The organism is Candidatus Pelagibacter sp. HIMB1321, assembly GCF_900177485.1.
Lineage (GTDB): Bacteria > Pseudomonadota > Alphaproteobacteria > Pelagibacterales > Pelagibacteraceae > Pelagibacter.
In genome coordinates this window covers 1,303,885-1,320,649 of record NZ_LT840186.1, presented here as the reverse complement: position 1 = coordinate 1,320,649, position 16,765 = coordinate 1,303,885, and the positions used below count along the sequence as shown (strand labels likewise).

Here is a 16,765-nt window from a genome sequence, read left to right as displayed (position 1 = left end):
GATTTATTTTTTGATAATTTTTTTTTTTTTTTTTTCATTTGAATGAGATTAAATATTTATCAATTATTTATTGATAAATATAGTCTCTTGTAACTGGAGTTGATGTATAATTTTTTGCAAGCTGAAATTGATATACTACTTGATCTCCCCATTTGAACGCCATTTCACATCCCGCAAGATAAAATTCCCACATTCTAAAAAATTTCTCATCAAACATTTTGATAATTTTTTCTTTATTGCTCAGGCAATTCTCTTTCCAGTGTCTAAGTGTATGGGAGTAATGTAGTTTTAAAACTTCAATATCTGTTACAATTAATCCTGCTTTTTCAATCGAAATTACCGCTTCACTCAAACTTGGAGTGTAACCGCCTGGAAATATATACTTAGTAATCCATGGATGTGGGTCTCTTGGTGGATCAACTGATCCAATGGTGTGGATCATTGCAACTCCATCATCTACTAATAAGTTTTCAACCTGTTTAAAAAATTTATTATAAAATTTTCTACCAACATGCTCAAACATTCCAACACTTACAATCCTATCAAATTTTTCATTTAATTCTCTATAATCGATGAGTTTAAATTTTACCTGATTTTCTAAATTTAATTCTTTTACTTTTTCATTTGCGTACTTATGTTGATTTTCTGATAGAGTTATTCCTGTAACTTCACATTGAGCTGCTTTTGCAATATCAATTGCTAGAGATCCCCAGCCACAACCAATGTCTAAAACTTTTTGATTAGGTTTTAAATTTAATTTTTTTATAATATGTTGAATCTTATTATTTTGAGCCTGTTCAAGTGTATCAGTTTCATTTTTAAAATATGCACACGAATATTGTCTTTTAGGATCTAAAAATAAATCATACAAATCATCTGAAATATCATAATGATGGGAAACATTCATTTTTGATTTTTTTATAAAATTAAAATTTGTTAAATATCTGTATGAACCTCTAGCTTTATTTAATAAATAGCTAAAAAAATTAAATTCTCTTCTTCCTATATTCATTAGCACAAGATCTAAAAATTCTGTCAAACTTCCATTTTCTAATACGATTTCACCATCTGTATATGCCTCACCAAAATATAAATCTGGATGAAACAATAATTTATAATGAAGTTTTGGATTTAATATTTTTACTTTGATTGGATTTTCTTTTGGTTCACCAATAATATAGTTGTTATTATTTGCATCTATTAAAATAAAACCACTTTTTTTAAAAACCTTATTAAGAAATCTTGCTAGTTGCATTTTTTACCATCATTAAAAAATTAATTTTTAAAATTTAAAGATATTAAATTCTTTTCTAAATCTTGATAATCTTTTTTACAAAGTAAACTTAATGGGGGCAAAACATTTTTATAAATTATATCTCTAGTAGAGTAATATGCATGTATGCCAGAAATCAAATTATAGTTTTCAAATGCTTTTCTAACATCACATAATTTTTTATTATCTGTTTCACTTTTGTCTCTAATAAAATCATCATAAACTTTTCTAGATAATTTAGCTGTTATGTTGCAAGTAGCAGTTATAATTCCTGAACAACCAACTTTTAAACCTTTTATTAATTTAGTTTCAGAACCTGGTAAAACAGAAAAATTATCTAATCTTAGTTCTTCAAAAATATTATAAGTACTGTCTTTAATACCAATAATCTGTTTTGGAAATTTTTTAACCAATTCCTTAATTGTAGGTATATCAAATTTATATCCACAAAGTTTTTCAAAATTATATAAAACTATTTCACAATCTGATACTGCTTCAATAATTTTGCTATAGAAATTAATTACATCTGCATGTCCATATTTGTAATATGCTGGTGGCATTATTAAAAATCTTTTAAAAGATAATGAGGTTGAAACTTTCATTAAATTAATCGTTTCTGTAAGGGAATTAAGTCCTGTCCCTATTATAAATTTTTCTTTATATTTACTTGAAGATAATTTGTTCAATAATTCAATTTTTGCAGATATAGAAATTAATTGAGCCTGACCTGTGCTACCAAAAATAGCCACTCCATGACAGCCCTCATCAATAAGCTGTTCACTATGTTGAATTGTTTTCGCCACATTTAAACTTAAATCATCATTAAATATAGACATAGAAGCAGCATATATGCCATTAATTTTGCTCATAAGTAGAAATTTATATAAAAAAATTATTTAGTAAAGATTATAAACAAATATGAAAATTTTAGCCGTTCAAAATAAAATGGGTATTGGTGACACAGTAATTTTTCTTCCTTTTATTGAAGCAATAAGTAAAAAATATAATACTCCTGTTGATCTTTTATCAAGAAAAAGTTCTAAAGCTGAACAATTTCTGAGTGATACGCCTTATATTGGTAAGATACTCACTTTAGATAGGAATAAAAAATTAAATGGTCGTCATGATGGAATAAGAGGATTTTTTAATTTAATTGTGGATTTAAAAAAAGAAAAATTTGACAAAATTTTTATATTTAATTCATCCTTAAGGTATAAATTGTGCTCAAAATTATCTGGCTCTAAACAAATATTTCAATATCCTCAATTTAGTAAAAAAAATCAGCATATAATTAATACGGCTAGATATTTCTTAAAAAAAAATTTAAATATTGACGTTGAAACTGATGCAAAAATTTTTCTTAATCCAAAAAAATTATTACAAATAGAAAAAAAATATAAAATAAATAAAGATAAATTTTATATTTTACTGGGCATCGGTGGTTCAGGACCATCTAAAAGAATTCCACCAGAAACTTTTATAAGTGTAATTGAAAAAATTTCAAAAATTAAGAATTGCCATTTTTTCCTTGCAACTGGCAATCATGAAGAGGAAAAAAAAATTTTAGAAAAAATAATTTATTCTGAGTTTGGTAAATTGTGTACTCCAATTAATGAATTGTCAATTAATGAAACACTTCCAATTATTAAAATATGTAATGCATCAATTTGTAATGATACAAGTTTTTCCCATCTTTCTGCTGCTCTTGGCATAGAAACAATTACCTTAATGGCTGACACGCCTTTGATGTATGGAAATTATAGCCCAAGGATGCATCCTGTTATTCCTGACGGTATGGAAGATGTTAATCATCATAGTGACGGAAAAGACAAAATTAATCCAACAAAAATTTATGAAAAATTAATTAAGATTTTAAATTAAGAAATATCATTTAGAACAAGCTCTTTAGCTTCATTGACAATTGTGGAAAGTCTAGCAGTTTCAGGTGAAACATCTGGGTGTATTTTTTTTTGGATTCTTGTGTACGCTTTTTTTACTTCTTTTTTGGTGATGTTTTTTGTTCTATCTAAATTTAAAATCTTATAAGCCTCATCAATACTAAGGCTAGTTTTATTATTATTCTGTGTGTTGTTAAAAGAAAATCTACCAGAGTTTCTTAAAGTTTGAATTAATCTAAATAGAGATATTAATTGAAAAATTGATAATCCTTTTAGCTTCAATAATGCCAAGCTGGCTAGTGTGAGAGGAAGTGTGAGTAAATACCTTCCTCCAACAGCAAATAGTATAGCAAGTAGAAAGAGCCCAATAATAAGGAGTATTCTTGCACTTTTAGAGATTTTCTTTGAGGAAATAGTAGTGAATTTTTTAACTAATAAATAAAAAATAGTTAAAATGACTAATGTATAAATAATTATATTCATATATTTCCTTTATTTATGAAATTACCACAATTAGCAAAAAAACCTGAGCTAAAATCCTGTCACGATGTCACTTGGGAGGATAATTATAGCTGGATACATCAAAAAGATATTTTAGAGGTTTTAAAAGATAAAGAAAAATTAAACCCAGAAGTTAGAAAATATCTTGAAGAAGAGAACAGCTATACCGAAGAACAACTAAAGGACACTAAGGAAATACAAAAAAAACTTTTTGATGAAATTAAAGGTAGAATAAAACTAGATGATGAATCTTTGCCTTATAAAGATCATTCATATGAATATTGGACTAAAACAACCACTAAAGGAAATTATTCAATAAAATTAAGAAAGAAAATTGGATCAGACAAAGTTGAAGAAATTTGGAATGGTGACAAAGAAAAAGAAAAAATAAAAACAGAGTATTTTGGAGTTGGAGATTTAGAAGTTAGCAATAATGATAAATATTTAGCATATTCACTTGATACTAAAGGCTCTGAATATTACACAATTTTTATAAGGGAAATTAAAACAGAAGAAATTATATCAAAAGAAATTAAAGAAACATCTGGAAATATTACTTTTAGTTTAGATGATAAATTTATTTACTATTCAAGTTTAGATGAAAATCATAGAGCAAGAAAAATTTTTAGACATGAAATTGGCAGTATTGACAAAAAAGATGAATTAATTTTTGAGGAAAAAAGTGAAGCATTTACCGTAAATATCGGCATAAGCTCAGATGAAAAATTTTATTTTATATCAACTTCAGATCATAATACATCTGAACAATATTATTTTGATGTAAATGAAGAAAAACCTGTTCCTAAATTGATTCAAAAAAGGGAAAAGGGAATATTATATTCTGTGAATTCTTGGGATAGAAAATTTTATAATCACACCAACAAAGATGCTGAGAATTTCAAAATTCAAACTTCTGATAGTCTTGAAAATCAAAATTGGAAAGATTTTATACCAGCTAAAAAAGAAACATTGATTGGTGGACTAACTTTTTTAAACAATTGGATTATAAGATCAGAGACCTCTGGTGCTCTTGATAAACTATTTGTAATTAATAAAAAAAATGGAATAGAAGAAGAGTTAATGATTTCTGAAGAAAAAGTTTGTGTTCCAAATGTTTCATTAAAACAAAAAAACAGAAATACTGATGAGATATATTTGGGATATTCTTCTCCAAAGACTCCCTCTAGAGTTTATCTATTTAATTTGGCATCTAAATCAAAAAAATTAATTAAAGAACAAGAAATTCCATCTGGTCATAATCCTGATGATTACATAGTTGAGAGAGTTGAATATAAATCTCACGATGGAAGAATGGTACCTCTTACAATAACTAGGCATAAAAAGACAAAAATTGATGGTTCGGCTAATTTGCTGCTTTATGGTTACGGTTCATATGGTCACTCAATGAGTCCAAGTTTTTCATCAACAAGATTGAGTATAATAGATAGAGATATAATTTGGGCTACAGCACATATCAGAGGTGGTATGGAAAAAGGAATGAAATGGTGGAAAGAAGGAAAACTAACCAATAAAAAAAATACTTTTGAAGACTACATACATGCTGCAAAATATTTGATTGATAACAAATATTCATCTGAAGGCCAAATTATTGGAATGGGTGGATCTGCTGGTGGTTTGCTTATGGGTGCAGTGGTTAATCAAGCACCAGGGCTTTTTCTTGGAATTATAATGGCAGTGCCTTTTGTAGATTCGCTTACAACAAATCTTGATCATTCTTTGCCATTAACTGTAGGTGAATTTGATGAATTTGGAAATGCCAAAGATAATAAAGATCACTTTGATTACATTTACTCATATGCACCATATCACAACATTAAAAAAATGGATTATCCAAATATTTTAATTACTACAAGCTTAAGTGATAATAGAGTTCTTTTTGATGAGCCTGCAAAATTTACAGCAAAGTTAAGAGACTATAAAACAGATAACAACTTGTTACTTTTAAAAACTGAAATGAATGCAGGTCATGGGGGAAAATCAGGACGTGATGGTGCAATTGAAGAAATTGCATTGGATTATGCTTTTGCATTAAAAATTTCGAAAAAAATTTGATTTTAAAGCTCTTGAAAATTTAAAACTTGTTATTAAATTACATATGTAAGTCGCCTAATGGGGCTTGCAAAAATAAACTTGCTTAAACAAAGGAGGATATTATGACAAGTAAGGATCTATCTATATTTAACTCACTAAGACCTTTTTCAATTGGTTTTGACGATATGTTTGATCAATTTGAAAATATGTTGGGTAATGGGCATTTAACAATGCAATCAAACTACCCTCCATACAATATCAGAAAAACTGGTAAAGATAACTATGCTATTGAAGTAGCATTAGCTGGTTTTTCAAAAGATGATGTTGAAGTTGAGTTTGAAGATAATTTATTAACTGTAAGAACAAAACAAGTTAATAAATCAGATGATAAAAACTCTGACGGAGAAATAATTCATAAAGGAATTTCTCAAAGACAATTTGCTAGATCATTCACTATTGCTGATGACGTAAAAGTGGGTGAAGCTAAGCTAAAAGATGGTCTTTTAACAATTTCTTGTGAAAGAATTATCCCAGAACATAAAAAGAAAAAACTTATTGAAATTAGATAAGTAAATGACCTTACTTGCGGAGATTAACTCTCCGCAAGTGATTTAAAAACATCCATTTGAAACAAACCCTATTACAACTTGATTTGAATCGATCTCAAATCTTCTTTCGCAGGGAATTCCATATTTTCTAGTTTTGTAAACTAATTCTAAATTACCTTTTTCATTTTTAAAATCTTCATCTGGTTTACCAAGATCTAACCGCAACTCATTTGATGACTTGCCAATATACTTACTTAGTTTGGCATTTTCTTTTTCAACGATTGCATCAGTCTTGTTTTTAACTGTTTGACAACCAGAAATAAAAAAAAATGATGTAATTAAAATACTAATTAAGAGATTTTTTTTCATTTGAGATTTCTAACTTTAAAATATGGCATAAATATAAACTTATAAGTTGAATTATGTGAATAACCTTCAATTTAAAAGAGTATCTCTTAAAAGAATCTAATAATTATCAAGTAACTAGGAGGAATAATGCTCGATAACTATTTTAATTATAAAAAACACAAAACTAATTTTCAAACAGAAGTAATCGCCGGCGCAACTACCTTTTTAACAATGGCTTACATTATGTTTTTAAATCCATTTATTTTATCTGGTGAGTTTGCCGGACCAGAGAAAGGCTTTTTTGATTTTGGAGCCGTATATACAGCAACTATTTTAGCAACTGCCTTAGCATGTTTTATAATGGCTTTTTATGGAAAAACATGGCCTATAGGGCTTGCACCAGGTATGGGTATCAATGCTTTTGTAGCTTTTGGTGTCTGTGCTGGAATGGGCTACACACCACAAGAAGCACTGGGCGCTGTTCTTGTTGCAGGTGTACTATTCTTAATTATATCTCTTACTCCAATTAGAGCTTGGTTAATCAATTCAATTCCAAAAAGTTTAAAACTTGGGATTGGTGCTGGAATAGGATTATTTTTAGCAATTATTGGTCTCCAAATTATGGAGGTGGTTGTAGATAATCCTGTAACACTAGTTCAATTAGGTGATCTTGGAGATCCATTGGTTCTTTTGGGATGTGCAACGTTTATTTCAATAATCGTATTAGAAAAAATGAATGTAAAAGGAAATATTATTATTGGTATTTTAGTATTCAGCATTATTGCTTGGGCTGCTGGTCTTGCAAAATTTAATGGTATTGTAAGTTCTCCTCCGCCTATGACTTATTTATTTGAGTTTGATCTTTCTGCTGCAATGACTGCTGGAATGTCGACTGTGATATTTACTTTATTGTTTATCGACTTTTTTGATACAGCGGGAACTCTAACTTCAGTTGCCAATGTTGCTGGTAAAGTTGATAAAGATGGAAAAGTTCAAGATATCAATAAGGCAATGTTATCAGACAGTGTTGGAACTGTTGCTGGTGCAGTGATGGGAACAACTACGGTCACAAGTTATGTTGAATCTGGTGCTGGTGTCAAAGCTGGTGGCAAAACAGGAATGACTTCTCTTGTAATTGGATTATTGTTCTTAGCTTGTATATTTTTTGCGCCGTTAGCAACTAGTTTGCCAAAACAAATTGATGGTGGTGCATTGCTATTCGTTTCAGTTTTATTCATCAGAAATATTACAGAAATAGAATGGGATGATATATCAGAGTCTGCTCCTGCAATTCTCGCAATGATAACGATGCCTTTAACTTATAGTATCAGTAATGGTATTGCATTAGCGTTTGTTTCGTATGCATTAATAAAAATATTCACTGGTAAGTTTTCTTCAACTTCGCCAGCAATATGGGTAATTGCAATTCTAAGTGTAATTAGTTTTGTGGTTGCTTAAAAAATATTTAATAGGGCTGGTTCTAACTGGCCCTATTTATTTCTTTTAATAATCTCATCTATACTTAATTCCTCATAATGTTCAGTCGGCTGAACAATCCAAGGGTCAGAGTCCAATCTAACTGGACAAAAATCAGGTTCAAATGTTGATGATTTTTTTTTCCATAAACAAGCAGTTTTGACTTCATTAATAAAATTTTTAGTTGGTCCATAATTTTTGAGCCATTCAATACTTTTATTTAAAGTAAGACCTGTGTCAGATAAATCGTCAATTAATAACACTTTATTAAAGTCCTTATCATTAGCTAAAGAACTTATCTCTCGAGCAAACATTAATTTACCTTGCTGATCTTCCATGCCCTCACCCGAGTAACTTTGAATTACAATATAGGCTATTGGTAGTTTTAAAATTCTTGATAAAATGTCAATTATTGGAGCAGCTCCCCTCATAATTCCAACAAGAACTGTGGGGTTATATTTTTGATGAATTTCTATTGCTAATTTTTCAACAATTTTAGTATATTCCTCAAAGGAAATAATTAATTTATCCGCCATGAAATTTTTTATCACAAAAATGATATTTAAAAAGATCTAATAGGAGAAAGAAATGAAAAAAGGATACTGGATAAGTTTATACACAAAAATTGATAATCAAGATAATTTAAAGAAATATGCTGAAACTGTTACCCCTATAATCAAAAGTTTTGGCGGCAAACCCTTGGTCAGAGGCGGGAAGTATGAAAATTTTGAAGGAGAAAATTTTTCTAGAACTGTTGTTTGGGAATTTCCTAGTTTTGAAAAAGCGGTTGAGTGTCATAATTCAAAAGAGTATCTAGCTGGTTGGGACTTAGCCAAAAGTACTACCACTAGACACATGCAAGTTGTTGAAGGTTTTAGTACTGAATAGGTTCAGGATCTATACTTCTCCATAAATACCAGGTCGCAACTGAACAGTAAGGTGAAAATCTTTTTTGTAAAAGGTCTACAAATTTCATTGGTGGCAAATAATCTTTTTTATAGTTTTTTGATATTGCTCTTAACAATCCAATATCTTGGATAGGCCAAATATTTGATCTATTATAAGTAAACAATAAAATCATTTCTGCAGACCACCTGCCTATTTGTCTTAATTGACTAAGATAAATTATTGCCTCTTCATCTGACATTTTACTTATTAAACTAGGTTTAAATGTTTTGTTTTTAATTTGATGAGCTAAACTTTTAATGCCAATAACTTTCTGCTTACTTAATCCGCAAGATTTTAACTGTACTGTGCTTAATTTTAGAACATTATTTACATTTATTTTATTTGAACATTTCTTTTTAAATCTCAAGAATACTGAATTTGCAGCAGCAACACTTATTTGTTGACCTATTATGCTTTTGCACAATGAAAAAAAAATATCTTTTCGTGTAGTTAGAATAGTTTCACTTGGACCAGAATAATCTTTAATAAGTTTTTCCATTATTTTATCCTTCGCAGATAAAAATCTTTTTGCCTTTTTCCAGTACAGTGGGATCTTAGTCATGTACAGCTTTTGAGGTTATAATTTTTTTTTTATAAATTTCTCTTCTTAATATTATAATAGTAGATATAATAACTAGCAGAGAACCAAGTAAAGTTTTAATAGACGGAACTTCTTCCCAAAAAATATAACCAAAAAATATTGCAAAAACTAATCCTAAATATCTTAAAGGTGTTACCAACGAAACTTCAGCATATTTATAAGATTGTCCTAACCACAAATTAGCCACTCCCCCTGATAAACCAATCATAGATAATAACATAAGATCTTTTAAGCTTGGCATAACCCAAACAAATGGAATCGTTAAAATTCCAGAGACCATAATTGTTATTGAAAAAAATAAAGAAATTAACCAAATTGGTTCAGTGGTTGAAAGTTGTCTTATTGCTATTGCAACATAAGATAAACCAATACAAAAAATGATAGGGAAAAAATAGTATATATTCAATTCTGTTATACCAGGCTCAGTAATAACTATTATACCTATAAAACCAACGACCACAGCCAACCATCGATATATACCAACTTTTTCATTAAGAAATAGTATTGAAAAAATAGTTGTAAAAATAGGTGTTGCGAACGAAATACTTACAACAGTAGCAAGAGGTAATTTTCTTAGTGCAATAAAAATTGCAATTAATGAAATTATACCTGCTAAGCATCTCCAAAAATGCAAACTTTTTCTATTCGTATAATAAAAATTCTTAATCTTATTTTTTGGAATCAAAAAAATATAAAAAATTATTCCAAAAAAACCTCTAAAGAACAGAACCTGCCCAAGTGGATAGCCATCTGACCATTTAACTAGTACGTCCATAATTGAAAATGCACAAATACATAGAAACATATATAAAAAGCCTAATTGATTTTTGCTAAGCATGATAATAATTAGTAGATTAATTTTAACTATTATCAATGGAAATAGCAGTTTTAGCTTTGGGATGTTTTTGGGGACCTGAAATAAAATTCTCAAAAATTAATGGCATTAAAAAAACCGAGGTTGGATATTGTGGGGGAAATAATCCAATAACTTCTTACAAAGAAGTTTGCTCAGGCTCTACAAATCATGCAGAGGTTGTTAAATTAGAATTCGATCCTAAAATGATATCTTATGATGAAATTATAAATATTTTTTTTACAATTCATGATCCAACAACACTTAATTCTCAAGGTCCAGACTTTGGAACGCAATATAGAAGTGAAATATTTTACAATAGTGAAAGTCAAAAAGTGATAGCTGAAAAAGTTCTAAATCGAGTAAATAAAAAACTTTCTGGTAAAGTAGTTACTAAAATATCAAAAATTCATAACTATTGTAAAGCTGAGGAATACCACCAAAAATATTTAGAGAAAAATTAACATGTCGTTAATAGAAACAGATGAACTTGAAAAAGTTCTTGATAAAGTAAAAATTATTGACTGTTCTTGGCATATGCCACAAGCAGATAGAATTGGTAATGAAGAATTTAAAAATCAACATATTCCAAATGCTATTTTTTTTGATTTAGACAAAAATTCAAAAAAAGGGATAGATCTTCCCCATATGCTTGTAGATTTAAATGATTGGGAAGAAATAGTATCTAATATGGGAATAAACAATGATGACGAAATAGTTATATACGATAATTCTGATGTTATTAGCTCATGTAGATGTTGGTATAATTTTATTTATTACGGACATAATCCAAAACTGATTAAGGTATTGAATGGTGGATTAAAAAAATGGATTGATGAAGAACGTCAAACAAGTAATGCCTTAACAAAGATTACAAAAAGTAATTACAAATCTAAAGAATACAAAAACTTAGTTAAAAATAAAAATCAAATAGATGAAAATATTATTAAAAAAGAATTTAACTTAATTGATGCAAGAAGTATTGAGAGATTTAATGGTAATGTAAAAGAACCAAGAGCGGGTTTAAGAAGTGGTAATATTAAAAACTCAACATGTATCCCTTTCACATATTTAATCAATTCTGACAAAACTTTTAAAAGTATTAAGGAGATAAAAGAAATTTTTAACAAAAATTTAAAAGATTTATCATCAAATAATGTTGTATTTTCATGTGGTTCAGGCGTAACTGCATGTGTTTTAGCGCTAGCATATTCTTTAATTAATGATAATTATTTGCCAATTATATACGATGGCTCGTGGTCAGAGTATGGACAAATGTAAATGAAAAGATCTACAAAAATAGTTACAATTATAACCGTTTTCTTTCTTGTGATTACAATCGTTATTACTGCAAGAACAATGATTGGAAATCATTTTAAAAAAAAATTTAGTAAAAGACCTCCTCCTGGTATAATAGTCACTGAAGTTGTAAAACAAGAATTTGCTGAAAAATTAGAAACTTTTGGAACAGCTATTTCAAGTAAAAGTGAGACATTTAAAATAAGAAAAAATGATGTTGTTGGTGAATTAAACTTAAAAGATAAGGTTAAAAAAGGAGATTTAATCTTAAATCTTAAGAGCGGTAATGTCGTAGCGCCTTTTGATGGTGTGCTGGGTTATGCCGGTTTAACAGAAGATATATTTGTTTCAGACAATATATTCATAATAACTTTGGATGATAACTCTACAATTTTTTCAGATATAAAAGTCCCTGAAAGTTATGCGCCTTTCATTAAAAAAAGTTTACCTGTTGAGGCAAGAGTGTCTAGTTATAAGGATAAAGTTTTTTTAGGAGAAATTGATTTTATCTCAAGTAGAATAAATGCTGATACTAGAAGTTTGTTAGCTAGAATTAAAATTAACAATAACAATTTAGAATTATTGTCAGGATCATTATTAGAAATTACAGTTAAGTTCAATTTAAGAGACTCTTTAAGTGTTCCAGATACTAGTATTATGATGGAAGGAGAAAAGTCTTATATCTATACTGTTTCAGATGAAAATATTGCCAACAAAACCGAGGTTCAGATTGGATTAAGGGGAGATAGTAAAGTTGAAATTCTTTCTGGTATTAATGAAGGTGACCAGATTGTTGCTGAGGGTTTAAAAAAAGTTAGACCCAAGGGAAAAATAAAACCAATTAAAAATTAAATGTTCATTACTGAATTAAGTATTAAGAGACCAGCTGTTTCGTGGGTAATGTCTTTAATACTAATTATATTTGGTCTTTTTGTTTTTTGGAAATTGCCAGTTAGAGAATTGCCTGATGGCATTCAGCCTCCTGTTGTCCAGGTTCAAGTAGATTATAAATCAGCATCAGCCTCAATTGTAGATCAAGAAGTAACTCAAGTAATGGAAGATGTGATTGGAGGTGCTGAAGGTATTAAAAATATCGACTCTAAATCAGAGAATGGAAGAAGTACTATTAATATTGAATTTGATACAAGCATTGATTTAGATAATGCTGCAAATGATATTAGAGAGAGGGTTGCGAGGGTAGTTGACAATTTGCCTGACGAATCTGACCCACCACAAATTTTAAAAAGAGCCGCAGGTTTTACCACGACCATGTGGTTAGCTCTGTCATCAAAAACTTGGGATGACCTAGAACTTGGTGATTATGCTGAACGATTTTTAGTTGATCAATTCTCAAGTGTAAAAAATGTTGGAAGAATAAGAGTTGGGGGGTTAAGGGAATTAAGTATTAGAGTTTGGGTAGATCCAATCAAATTAGCAGCAAATGATTTGACTATTCAAGAAGTAGAGGCAGCATTAAGAAATGAAAATATAAGATTGCCAGCAGGAACTCTTGAAGCTGATAATGTGGATTTAACTTTAAACCTTGATAAATCTTATAATAACATTGAAACAATCAAGCAATTACCTATCAAAAAATCAGCAAACAAAGTTATCACTCTTTCTGACGTATCTAATATTGAGTTTGGCCCTGTATCAGAAAAAACACTCTTTAAAGCTCAAACTAGAGATCAATTAAATTTGAAAACAGTTGGAATTGGTATTTATGCAAGAAGTGGAGCGTCAACTGTTGAGCTTTCTGATGATATAAAAAGAAAGATAATAGAAGTAAAAAAATCTTTGCCAGATGAATTAGATTTAAGAGTTGCTTTTAATAGAGCGAATTATGTTGAGGCTGCAATTGAAGAAGTTTACAAAACACTAATTACAGCATTCATTCTTGTGGTTGTTATTATTTATCTATTTCTTGGAAATTTAAAAGCAGTGATTGTGCCTGCAATAGCATTGCCTGTGAGTTTGATTGCATCATTTTTAGGACTTTATATTTTTGGTCTATCTATAAATATATTTGTGCTTTTAAGTTTTATATTAGCAATTGGAATAATTACCGACGACTCGGTTATTATGACAGACTCTATTTATCGAAGAATAGAAAATGGAGAAACACCTTTAGTTGCAGCTTACAAAGGTTCTAAACAAATTTCATTTGCGATTATTGCAACTACTTTAATATTAGTTGCTGTATTTTTGCCATTAATATTCATTGAAGGTATTTCTGGTACTCTTTTTAGAGAAACGGCAATAGCTTTATCATTTTCAATCGTAGTTTCATCTTTTGTAGCCCTAACTTTGTCTCCAATGTTAGCAAGTAAGTTTTTATCAAAAAAAACTACAAAAAATTTGATTGTTAAAAAATTTGAAAAAATTTTCTTAAGCTTTTCTAATTTCTATAAAGAAACTTTAGATTTTGTTATCAATAAAACAAGAATTACTGGCGCATTTATTGTATTTATAATAATTGTATCTGTACTCTTATTCAACTTTACAAAAAAAGAATTACTACCAATGGAGGATAGAGGCGCTTATTTAGTTATTGGTTTTACAGATGAAGGTAGCTCTTTTGAATACACTCAAGAAAGAGCACAAGAAGTTGAAAAAAGATTAATTCCTTTACTTCAAGCGGAAGACAGTCCTTATTCAAGATTTATCATGCGTGTGCCAGGTTTTGGAAGTAACGCTAACTCATTTAATAGTTTCATAATCATAGCACTATTAGATGACTGGAAAAATAGAAGCAAAAATTCTCAAACTGTTATGAGAGAGGCTATAGGAAAAATTGTAACAGTACCTCAAGCAGTTGCATTTCCTATATCTCCTCAATCGATAAGAGTTTCAAGTTATAACAAACCAGTCCAGATGGTAATTTATGGAAGCGCTTATGAAGAATTGGAGCAAATTCAAACCAATGTTATAAGAAAACTTAGAACAAATAGAAATTTATCTAGAATAGAGTCAGATTATAATCGAAATAAACCTGAGGTAAAATTAGTTATTAATAAGAATAAAGCTAAAGATCTAGGTTTATCAACGCAATCAATTGGAAGGACGCTTGAGACTTTATATGGAGGAAAAAGGATAACAACTTTTAACCGTCTTGGAAAAGAATATCCAATAATTGTACAGCAATATTTATCAGATAGACGAAATAAAGATGGGATTTCAAAAATTTTTGTAAGATCTGAAACGACAGGTAAACTTATTTCACTAGCTAATTTAGTTGAATTTAAAGAGGAAGGATCAGCTAAAGAATTGGCAAGATATAATAGACAAAGAGCAGTTACTATATCCGCCAATATATCCGAGGGATACACTTTAACAGAAGCGATTAAATTTCTTGAAAATGTAATGTCAGAAGTTGCACCTGAAAATCAAATTACATGGAAAGGCAAATCTGAGGAAATTAAAGAGACAAGTAATGAATTATTTATAATTTTTGGACTTGCATTATTGACCGCGTACTTAGTAATGGCTGCAACCTTCAACTCATTCATTCACCCATTTATAATTGTATTGACAGTGCCTTTAGCAATTTTTGGTGGTTTAGTATTTATTTTATTTTTGAACACTTCAATTAATATTTTTTCACAAATTGCTCTTATTATTCTAATAGGAATATCCACTAAAAATAGTATTTTGATTGTTGACTTTGCAAACCAAATTAGAACTACAGGCAAAAATATTGAGGCAGCAGTTAAAGAGGCTTGCATTGTTCGTTTTAGACCAATTGTAATGACGTCACTAAGCACAATGATTGCAATGTTGCCACTAATTATAGGAAATATAGGTCCTGGTGCTGGTGAGGGATCGAGACTTGCAGTTGGTGCTACAATTTTTGGGGGCATGATTATTTCTACATTTTTTACGCTTTATATAACTCCTTCAATGTATTTAGCTTTAGCAAGAAATACTAAAAGAATTGATGCTGTTGATATTGAGCTAGATAAACAATTATCTAAAAAATAATATATTTATTCTTATTTAAAGAATTTTGACATTTAGAAAGTTGATTTTTGTAAGCTTTAGATTGTTTTTCAACTTTCTTTGCTAGACTAATTACTTTTTTGTTTTTCTTATAATATTTATAATTTCCCCATCCCTCATGATAAGCAACATATTGTTTAAAAGCATTGTTCAATGGTATCTTTAAAATAGATTTAGTTTTGTTTGTGTACCAACCAATAAAATCTACACTGTCTTTAAATCTTGCCCTTGTTGCTAGTTTATTTCCTGTTTCGCTCTTATACTGCTCCCAGGTTCCTTTTACGGCTTGCGAATAACCAAAAGAACTTGATGGTCTTTTAAATGGAATTACTTTAAATAACTTTTGTCTAGGAGGTTTGGCAAGCCAGTCAAAATCAGATTCCATTTTTATAATTGCTAGTTGAATATGGATTGGAGTTCCCCATTTTTGCTCAACTTTCTTGGAGTGTTTGTACCAAAGATATCTTTCATAAAATATATCGCAGCTATTAGAGGTATTTTGAGGAATTGAGGTACATCCATTTAATAAAATTAATAAGATTATTAAAAAATAATTATCTCTTATAATTTTTTTTTTTAATAATTTCATAAACAATAAAAACTATAAAAATACCTAGCATATTTCCAAGTAAATCCGACCACTCAAAACTTCTCATTGGTATAATAATGTGTAAGATTTCTAAAATTACTGATAAAAAAAATAGATAATAAATTACTAGTTTTCTCTTAGAAGACTGAGAATACGTTAACAGTGCGATCAGTGAAAGTAATAAAAATGCATAAACATGATTTGCCGAAATAAATGATAAATCTTTAGTAATTTGTGGTTGTATTTTACAGTCATTATATAAAAAACAACCAATTAGACTTCCAGGAAATAAATATAAAAAAATTAATACAAAATTAGCAATGTAAAAAAAAATTTTATATTTAGAAAAAAAATTTATCATTAAATGTTAAATAGTTTAT

General features: G+C 29.0%; 18 protein-coding genes. 9 read left to right on the top strand and 9 right to left on the bottom strand.

All coding sequences use genetic code 11. From position 1 onward, the window contains the following. Positions 1–67: 67 nt before the first annotated feature. Both B9N70_RS07055 and B9N70_RS07050 read right to left on the bottom strand, forming a co-directional pair. Positions 68–1,255, bottom strand: a complete 1,188-nt coding sequence (locus B9N70_RS07055) for an SAM-dependent methyltransferase (RefSeq protein ID WP_085115092.1) — start codon at positions 1,253–1,255, stop codon at positions 68–70. 20 nt (positions 1,256–1,275) lie between these two features. Further along, positions 1,276–2,142 (bottom strand): dihydrodipicolinate synthase family protein, encoded by an 867-nt coding sequence (locus tag B9N70_RS07050; RefSeq protein WP_085115091.1) that lies wholly within the window; start codon positions 2,140–2,142, stop codon positions 1,276–1,278. 49 nt (positions 2,143–2,191) lie between these two features. Between B9N70_RS07050 and B9N70_RS07045 the strand changes: the two genes are divergently transcribed. Next, on the top strand, positions 2,192–3,154 hold the full coding sequence (locus B9N70_RS07045) for a glycosyltransferase family 9 protein (RefSeq protein WP_085115090.1): 963 nt from the start codon (positions 2,192–2,194) through the stop codon (positions 3,152–3,154). On the opposite strand, the gene B9N70_RS07040 is transcribed toward B9N70_RS07045, so the two are convergent. Continuing rightward, positions 3,151–3,654 (bottom strand): J domain-containing protein, encoded by a 504-nt coding sequence (locus B9N70_RS07040; protein ID WP_085115089.1) that lies wholly within the window; start codon positions 3,652–3,654, stop codon positions 3,151–3,153. The two genes, B9N70_RS07045 and B9N70_RS07040, sit on opposite strands and share 4 nt — an antisense overlap. Before the next feature lie 15 nt (positions 3,655–3,669). Here B9N70_RS07040 and B9N70_RS07035 point away from each other — a divergent pair, with 15 nt between their 5' ends. Both B9N70_RS07035 and B9N70_RS07030 read left to right on the top strand, forming a co-directional pair. Further along, positions 3,670–5,745, top strand: coding sequence for a S9 family peptidase (locus B9N70_RS07035; RefSeq protein ID WP_085115088.1), 2,076 nt, complete (start codon positions 3,670–3,672; stop codon positions 5,743–5,745). 101 nt (positions 5,746–5,846) lie between these two features. Further along, positions 5,847–6,293, top strand: coding sequence for an Hsp20 family protein (locus B9N70_RS07030; protein ID WP_085115087.1), 447 nt, complete (start codon positions 5,847–5,849; stop codon positions 6,291–6,293). 42 nt (positions 6,294–6,335) lie between these two features. Here B9N70_RS07030 and B9N70_RS07025 read toward each other — a convergent pair whose 3' ends face one another. Then, positions 6,336–6,641: a hypothetical protein gene (locus B9N70_RS07025; protein ID WP_085115086.1), complete on the bottom strand. Its 306-nt coding sequence runs from the start codon at positions 6,639–6,641 to the stop codon at positions 6,336–6,338. Between the two features lie 126 nt (positions 6,642–6,767). Between B9N70_RS07025 and B9N70_RS07020 the strand changes: the two genes are divergently transcribed. Further along, on the top strand, positions 6,768–8,078 hold the full coding sequence (locus tag B9N70_RS07020) for an NCS2 family permease (protein ID WP_085115085.1): 1,311 nt from the start codon (positions 6,768–6,770) through the stop codon (positions 8,076–8,078). Positions 8,079–8,110: 32 nt separating this feature from the next. Here the strand turns inward: B9N70_RS07020 and B9N70_RS07015 are convergent, their stop codons facing one another. Next, positions 8,111–8,632: a phosphoribosyltransferase gene (locus B9N70_RS07015; protein ID WP_172819961.1), complete on the bottom strand. Its 522-nt coding sequence runs from the start codon at positions 8,630–8,632 to the stop codon at positions 8,111–8,113. Positions 8,633–8,684: 52 nt separating this feature from the next. Between B9N70_RS07015 and B9N70_RS07010 the strand changes: the two genes are divergently transcribed. Then, positions 8,685–8,984, top strand: a complete 300-nt coding sequence (locus tag B9N70_RS07010) for a DUF1330 domain-containing protein (protein ID WP_085115083.1) — start codon at positions 8,685–8,687, stop codon at positions 8,982–8,984. Here the strand turns inward: B9N70_RS07010 and B9N70_RS07005 are convergent. Next, entirely contained in the window at positions 8,971–9,606 is a 636-nt protein-coding gene (locus B9N70_RS07005; RefSeq protein ID WP_085115082.1) for a DNA-3-methyladenine glycosylase family protein, read from the bottom strand. The genes B9N70_RS07010 and B9N70_RS07005 overlap by 14 nt on opposite strands. Further along, the gene (locus tag B9N70_RS07000; RefSeq protein WP_085115081.1) at positions 9,599–10,483 is read right to left on the bottom strand and encodes a DMT family transporter; all 885 of its coding nucleotides are present in this window, start codon (positions 10,481–10,483) and stop codon (positions 9,599–9,601) included. Before B9N70_RS07000 ends, B9N70_RS07005 begins: the two co-directional genes overlap by 8 nt. Positions 10,484–10,518: 35 nt before the next feature. On the opposite strand from B9N70_RS07000, the gene msrA reads away from it, so the two are divergent. The 4 genes from msrA to B9N70_RS06980 are packed head-to-tail and all read left to right on the top strand — an operon-like array spanning position 10,519 to position 15,778. Next, on the top strand, positions 10,519–10,962 hold the full coding sequence (msrA, locus tag B9N70_RS06995) for a peptide-methionine (S)-S-oxide reductase MsrA (RefSeq protein ID WP_085115080.1): 444 nt from the start codon (positions 10,519–10,521) through the stop codon (positions 10,960–10,962). Between the two features lies 1 nt (position 10,963). Further along, on the top strand, positions 10,964–11,779 hold the full coding sequence (locus B9N70_RS06990) for a sulfurtransferase (protein ID WP_085115079.1): 816 nt from the start codon (positions 10,964–10,966) through the stop codon (positions 11,777–11,779). Next, a complete protein-coding gene (locus B9N70_RS06985) occupies positions 11,780–12,649 on the top strand; it encodes an efflux RND transporter periplasmic adaptor subunit (RefSeq protein ID WP_085115078.1) in 870 nt (289 codons plus the stop codon). After that, the gene (locus tag B9N70_RS06980; protein WP_085115077.1) at positions 12,650–15,778 is read left to right on the top strand and encodes an efflux RND transporter permease subunit; all 3,129 of its coding nucleotides are present in this window, start codon (positions 12,650–12,652) and stop codon (positions 15,776–15,778) included. It begins immediately after the preceding gene. Here B9N70_RS06980 and B9N70_RS06975 read toward each other — a convergent pair. Both B9N70_RS06975 and B9N70_RS06970 read right to left on the bottom strand, forming a co-directional pair. Next, positions 15,768–16,385, bottom strand: a complete 618-nt coding sequence (locus tag B9N70_RS06975) for a transglycosylase SLT domain-containing protein (RefSeq protein WP_085115076.1) — start codon at positions 16,383–16,385, stop codon at positions 15,768–15,770. The genes B9N70_RS06980 and B9N70_RS06975 overlap by 11 nt on opposite strands. Beyond that, positions 16,351–16,746 carry a VanZ family protein gene (locus B9N70_RS06970; RefSeq protein ID WP_085115075.1) on the bottom strand — a complete coding sequence of 132 codons (396 nt, stop codon included), beginning with the start codon at positions 16,744–16,746 and terminating at the stop codon, positions 16,351–16,353. The genes B9N70_RS06975 and B9N70_RS06970 overlap by 35 nt, the downstream gene beginning before the upstream one ends. Positions 16,747–16,765: the final 19 nt, after the last annotated feature.

Coding starts and splice junctions, on each gene's coding strand:
- B9N70_RS07055 (WP_085115092.1), bottom strand. CDS start 1,255: ATGCAACTAGCAAGATTTCTTAATAAGGTTTTTAAAAAAAGTGGTTTT.
- B9N70_RS07050 (WP_085115091.1), bottom strand. CDS start 2,142: ATGAGCAAAATTAATGGCATATATGCTGCTTCTATGTCTATATTTAAT.
- B9N70_RS07045 (WP_085115090.1), top strand. CDS start 2,192: ATGAAAATTTTAGCCGTTCAAAATAAAATGGGTATTGGTGACACAGTA.
- B9N70_RS07040 (WP_085115089.1), bottom strand. CDS start 3,654: ATGAATATAATTATTTATACATTAGTCATTTTAACTATTTTTTATTTA.
- B9N70_RS07035 (WP_085115088.1), top strand. CDS start 3,670: ATGAAATTACCACAATTAGCAAAAAAACCTGAGCTAAAATCCTGTCAC.
- B9N70_RS07030 (WP_085115087.1), top strand. CDS start 5,847: ATGACAAGTAAGGATCTATCTATATTTAACTCACTAAGACCTTTTTCA.
- B9N70_RS07025 (WP_085115086.1), bottom strand. CDS start 6,641: ATGAAAAAAAATCTCTTAATTAGTATTTTAATTACATCATTTTTTTTT.
- B9N70_RS07020 (WP_085115085.1), top strand. CDS start 6,768: ATGCTCGATAACTATTTTAATTATAAAAAACACAAAACTAATTTTCAA.
- B9N70_RS07015 (WP_172819961.1), bottom strand. CDS start 8,632: ATGGCGGATAAATTAATTATTTCCTTTGAGGAATATACTAAAATTGTT.
- B9N70_RS07010 (WP_085115083.1), top strand. CDS start 8,685: ATGAAAAAAGGATACTGGATAAGTTTATACACAAAAATTGATAATCAA.
- B9N70_RS07005 (WP_085115082.1), bottom strand. CDS start 9,606: ATGACTAAGATCCCACTGTACTGGAAAAAGGCAAAAAGATTTTTATCT.
- B9N70_RS07000 (WP_085115081.1), bottom strand. CDS start 10,483: ATGCTTAGCAAAAATCAATTAGGCTTTTTATATATGTTTCTATGTATT.
- msrA (WP_085115080.1), top strand. CDS start 10,519: ATGGAAATAGCAGTTTTAGCTTTGGGATGTTTTTGGGGACCTGAAATA.
- B9N70_RS06990 (WP_085115079.1), top strand. CDS start 10,964: ATGTCGTTAATAGAAACAGATGAACTTGAAAAAGTTCTTGATAAAGTA.
- B9N70_RS06985 (WP_085115078.1), top strand. CDS start 11,780: ATGAAAAGATCTACAAAAATAGTTACAATTATAACCGTTTTCTTTCTT.
- B9N70_RS06980 (WP_085115077.1), top strand. CDS start 12,650: ATGTTCATTACTGAATTAAGTATTAAGAGACCAGCTGTTTCGTGGGTA.
- B9N70_RS06975 (WP_085115076.1), bottom strand. CDS start 16,385: ATGAAATTATTAAAAAAAAAAATTATAAGAGATAATTATTTTTTAATA.
- B9N70_RS06970 (WP_085115075.1), bottom strand. CDS start 16,746: ATGATAAATTTTTTTTCTAAATATAAAATTTTTTTTTACATTGCTAAT.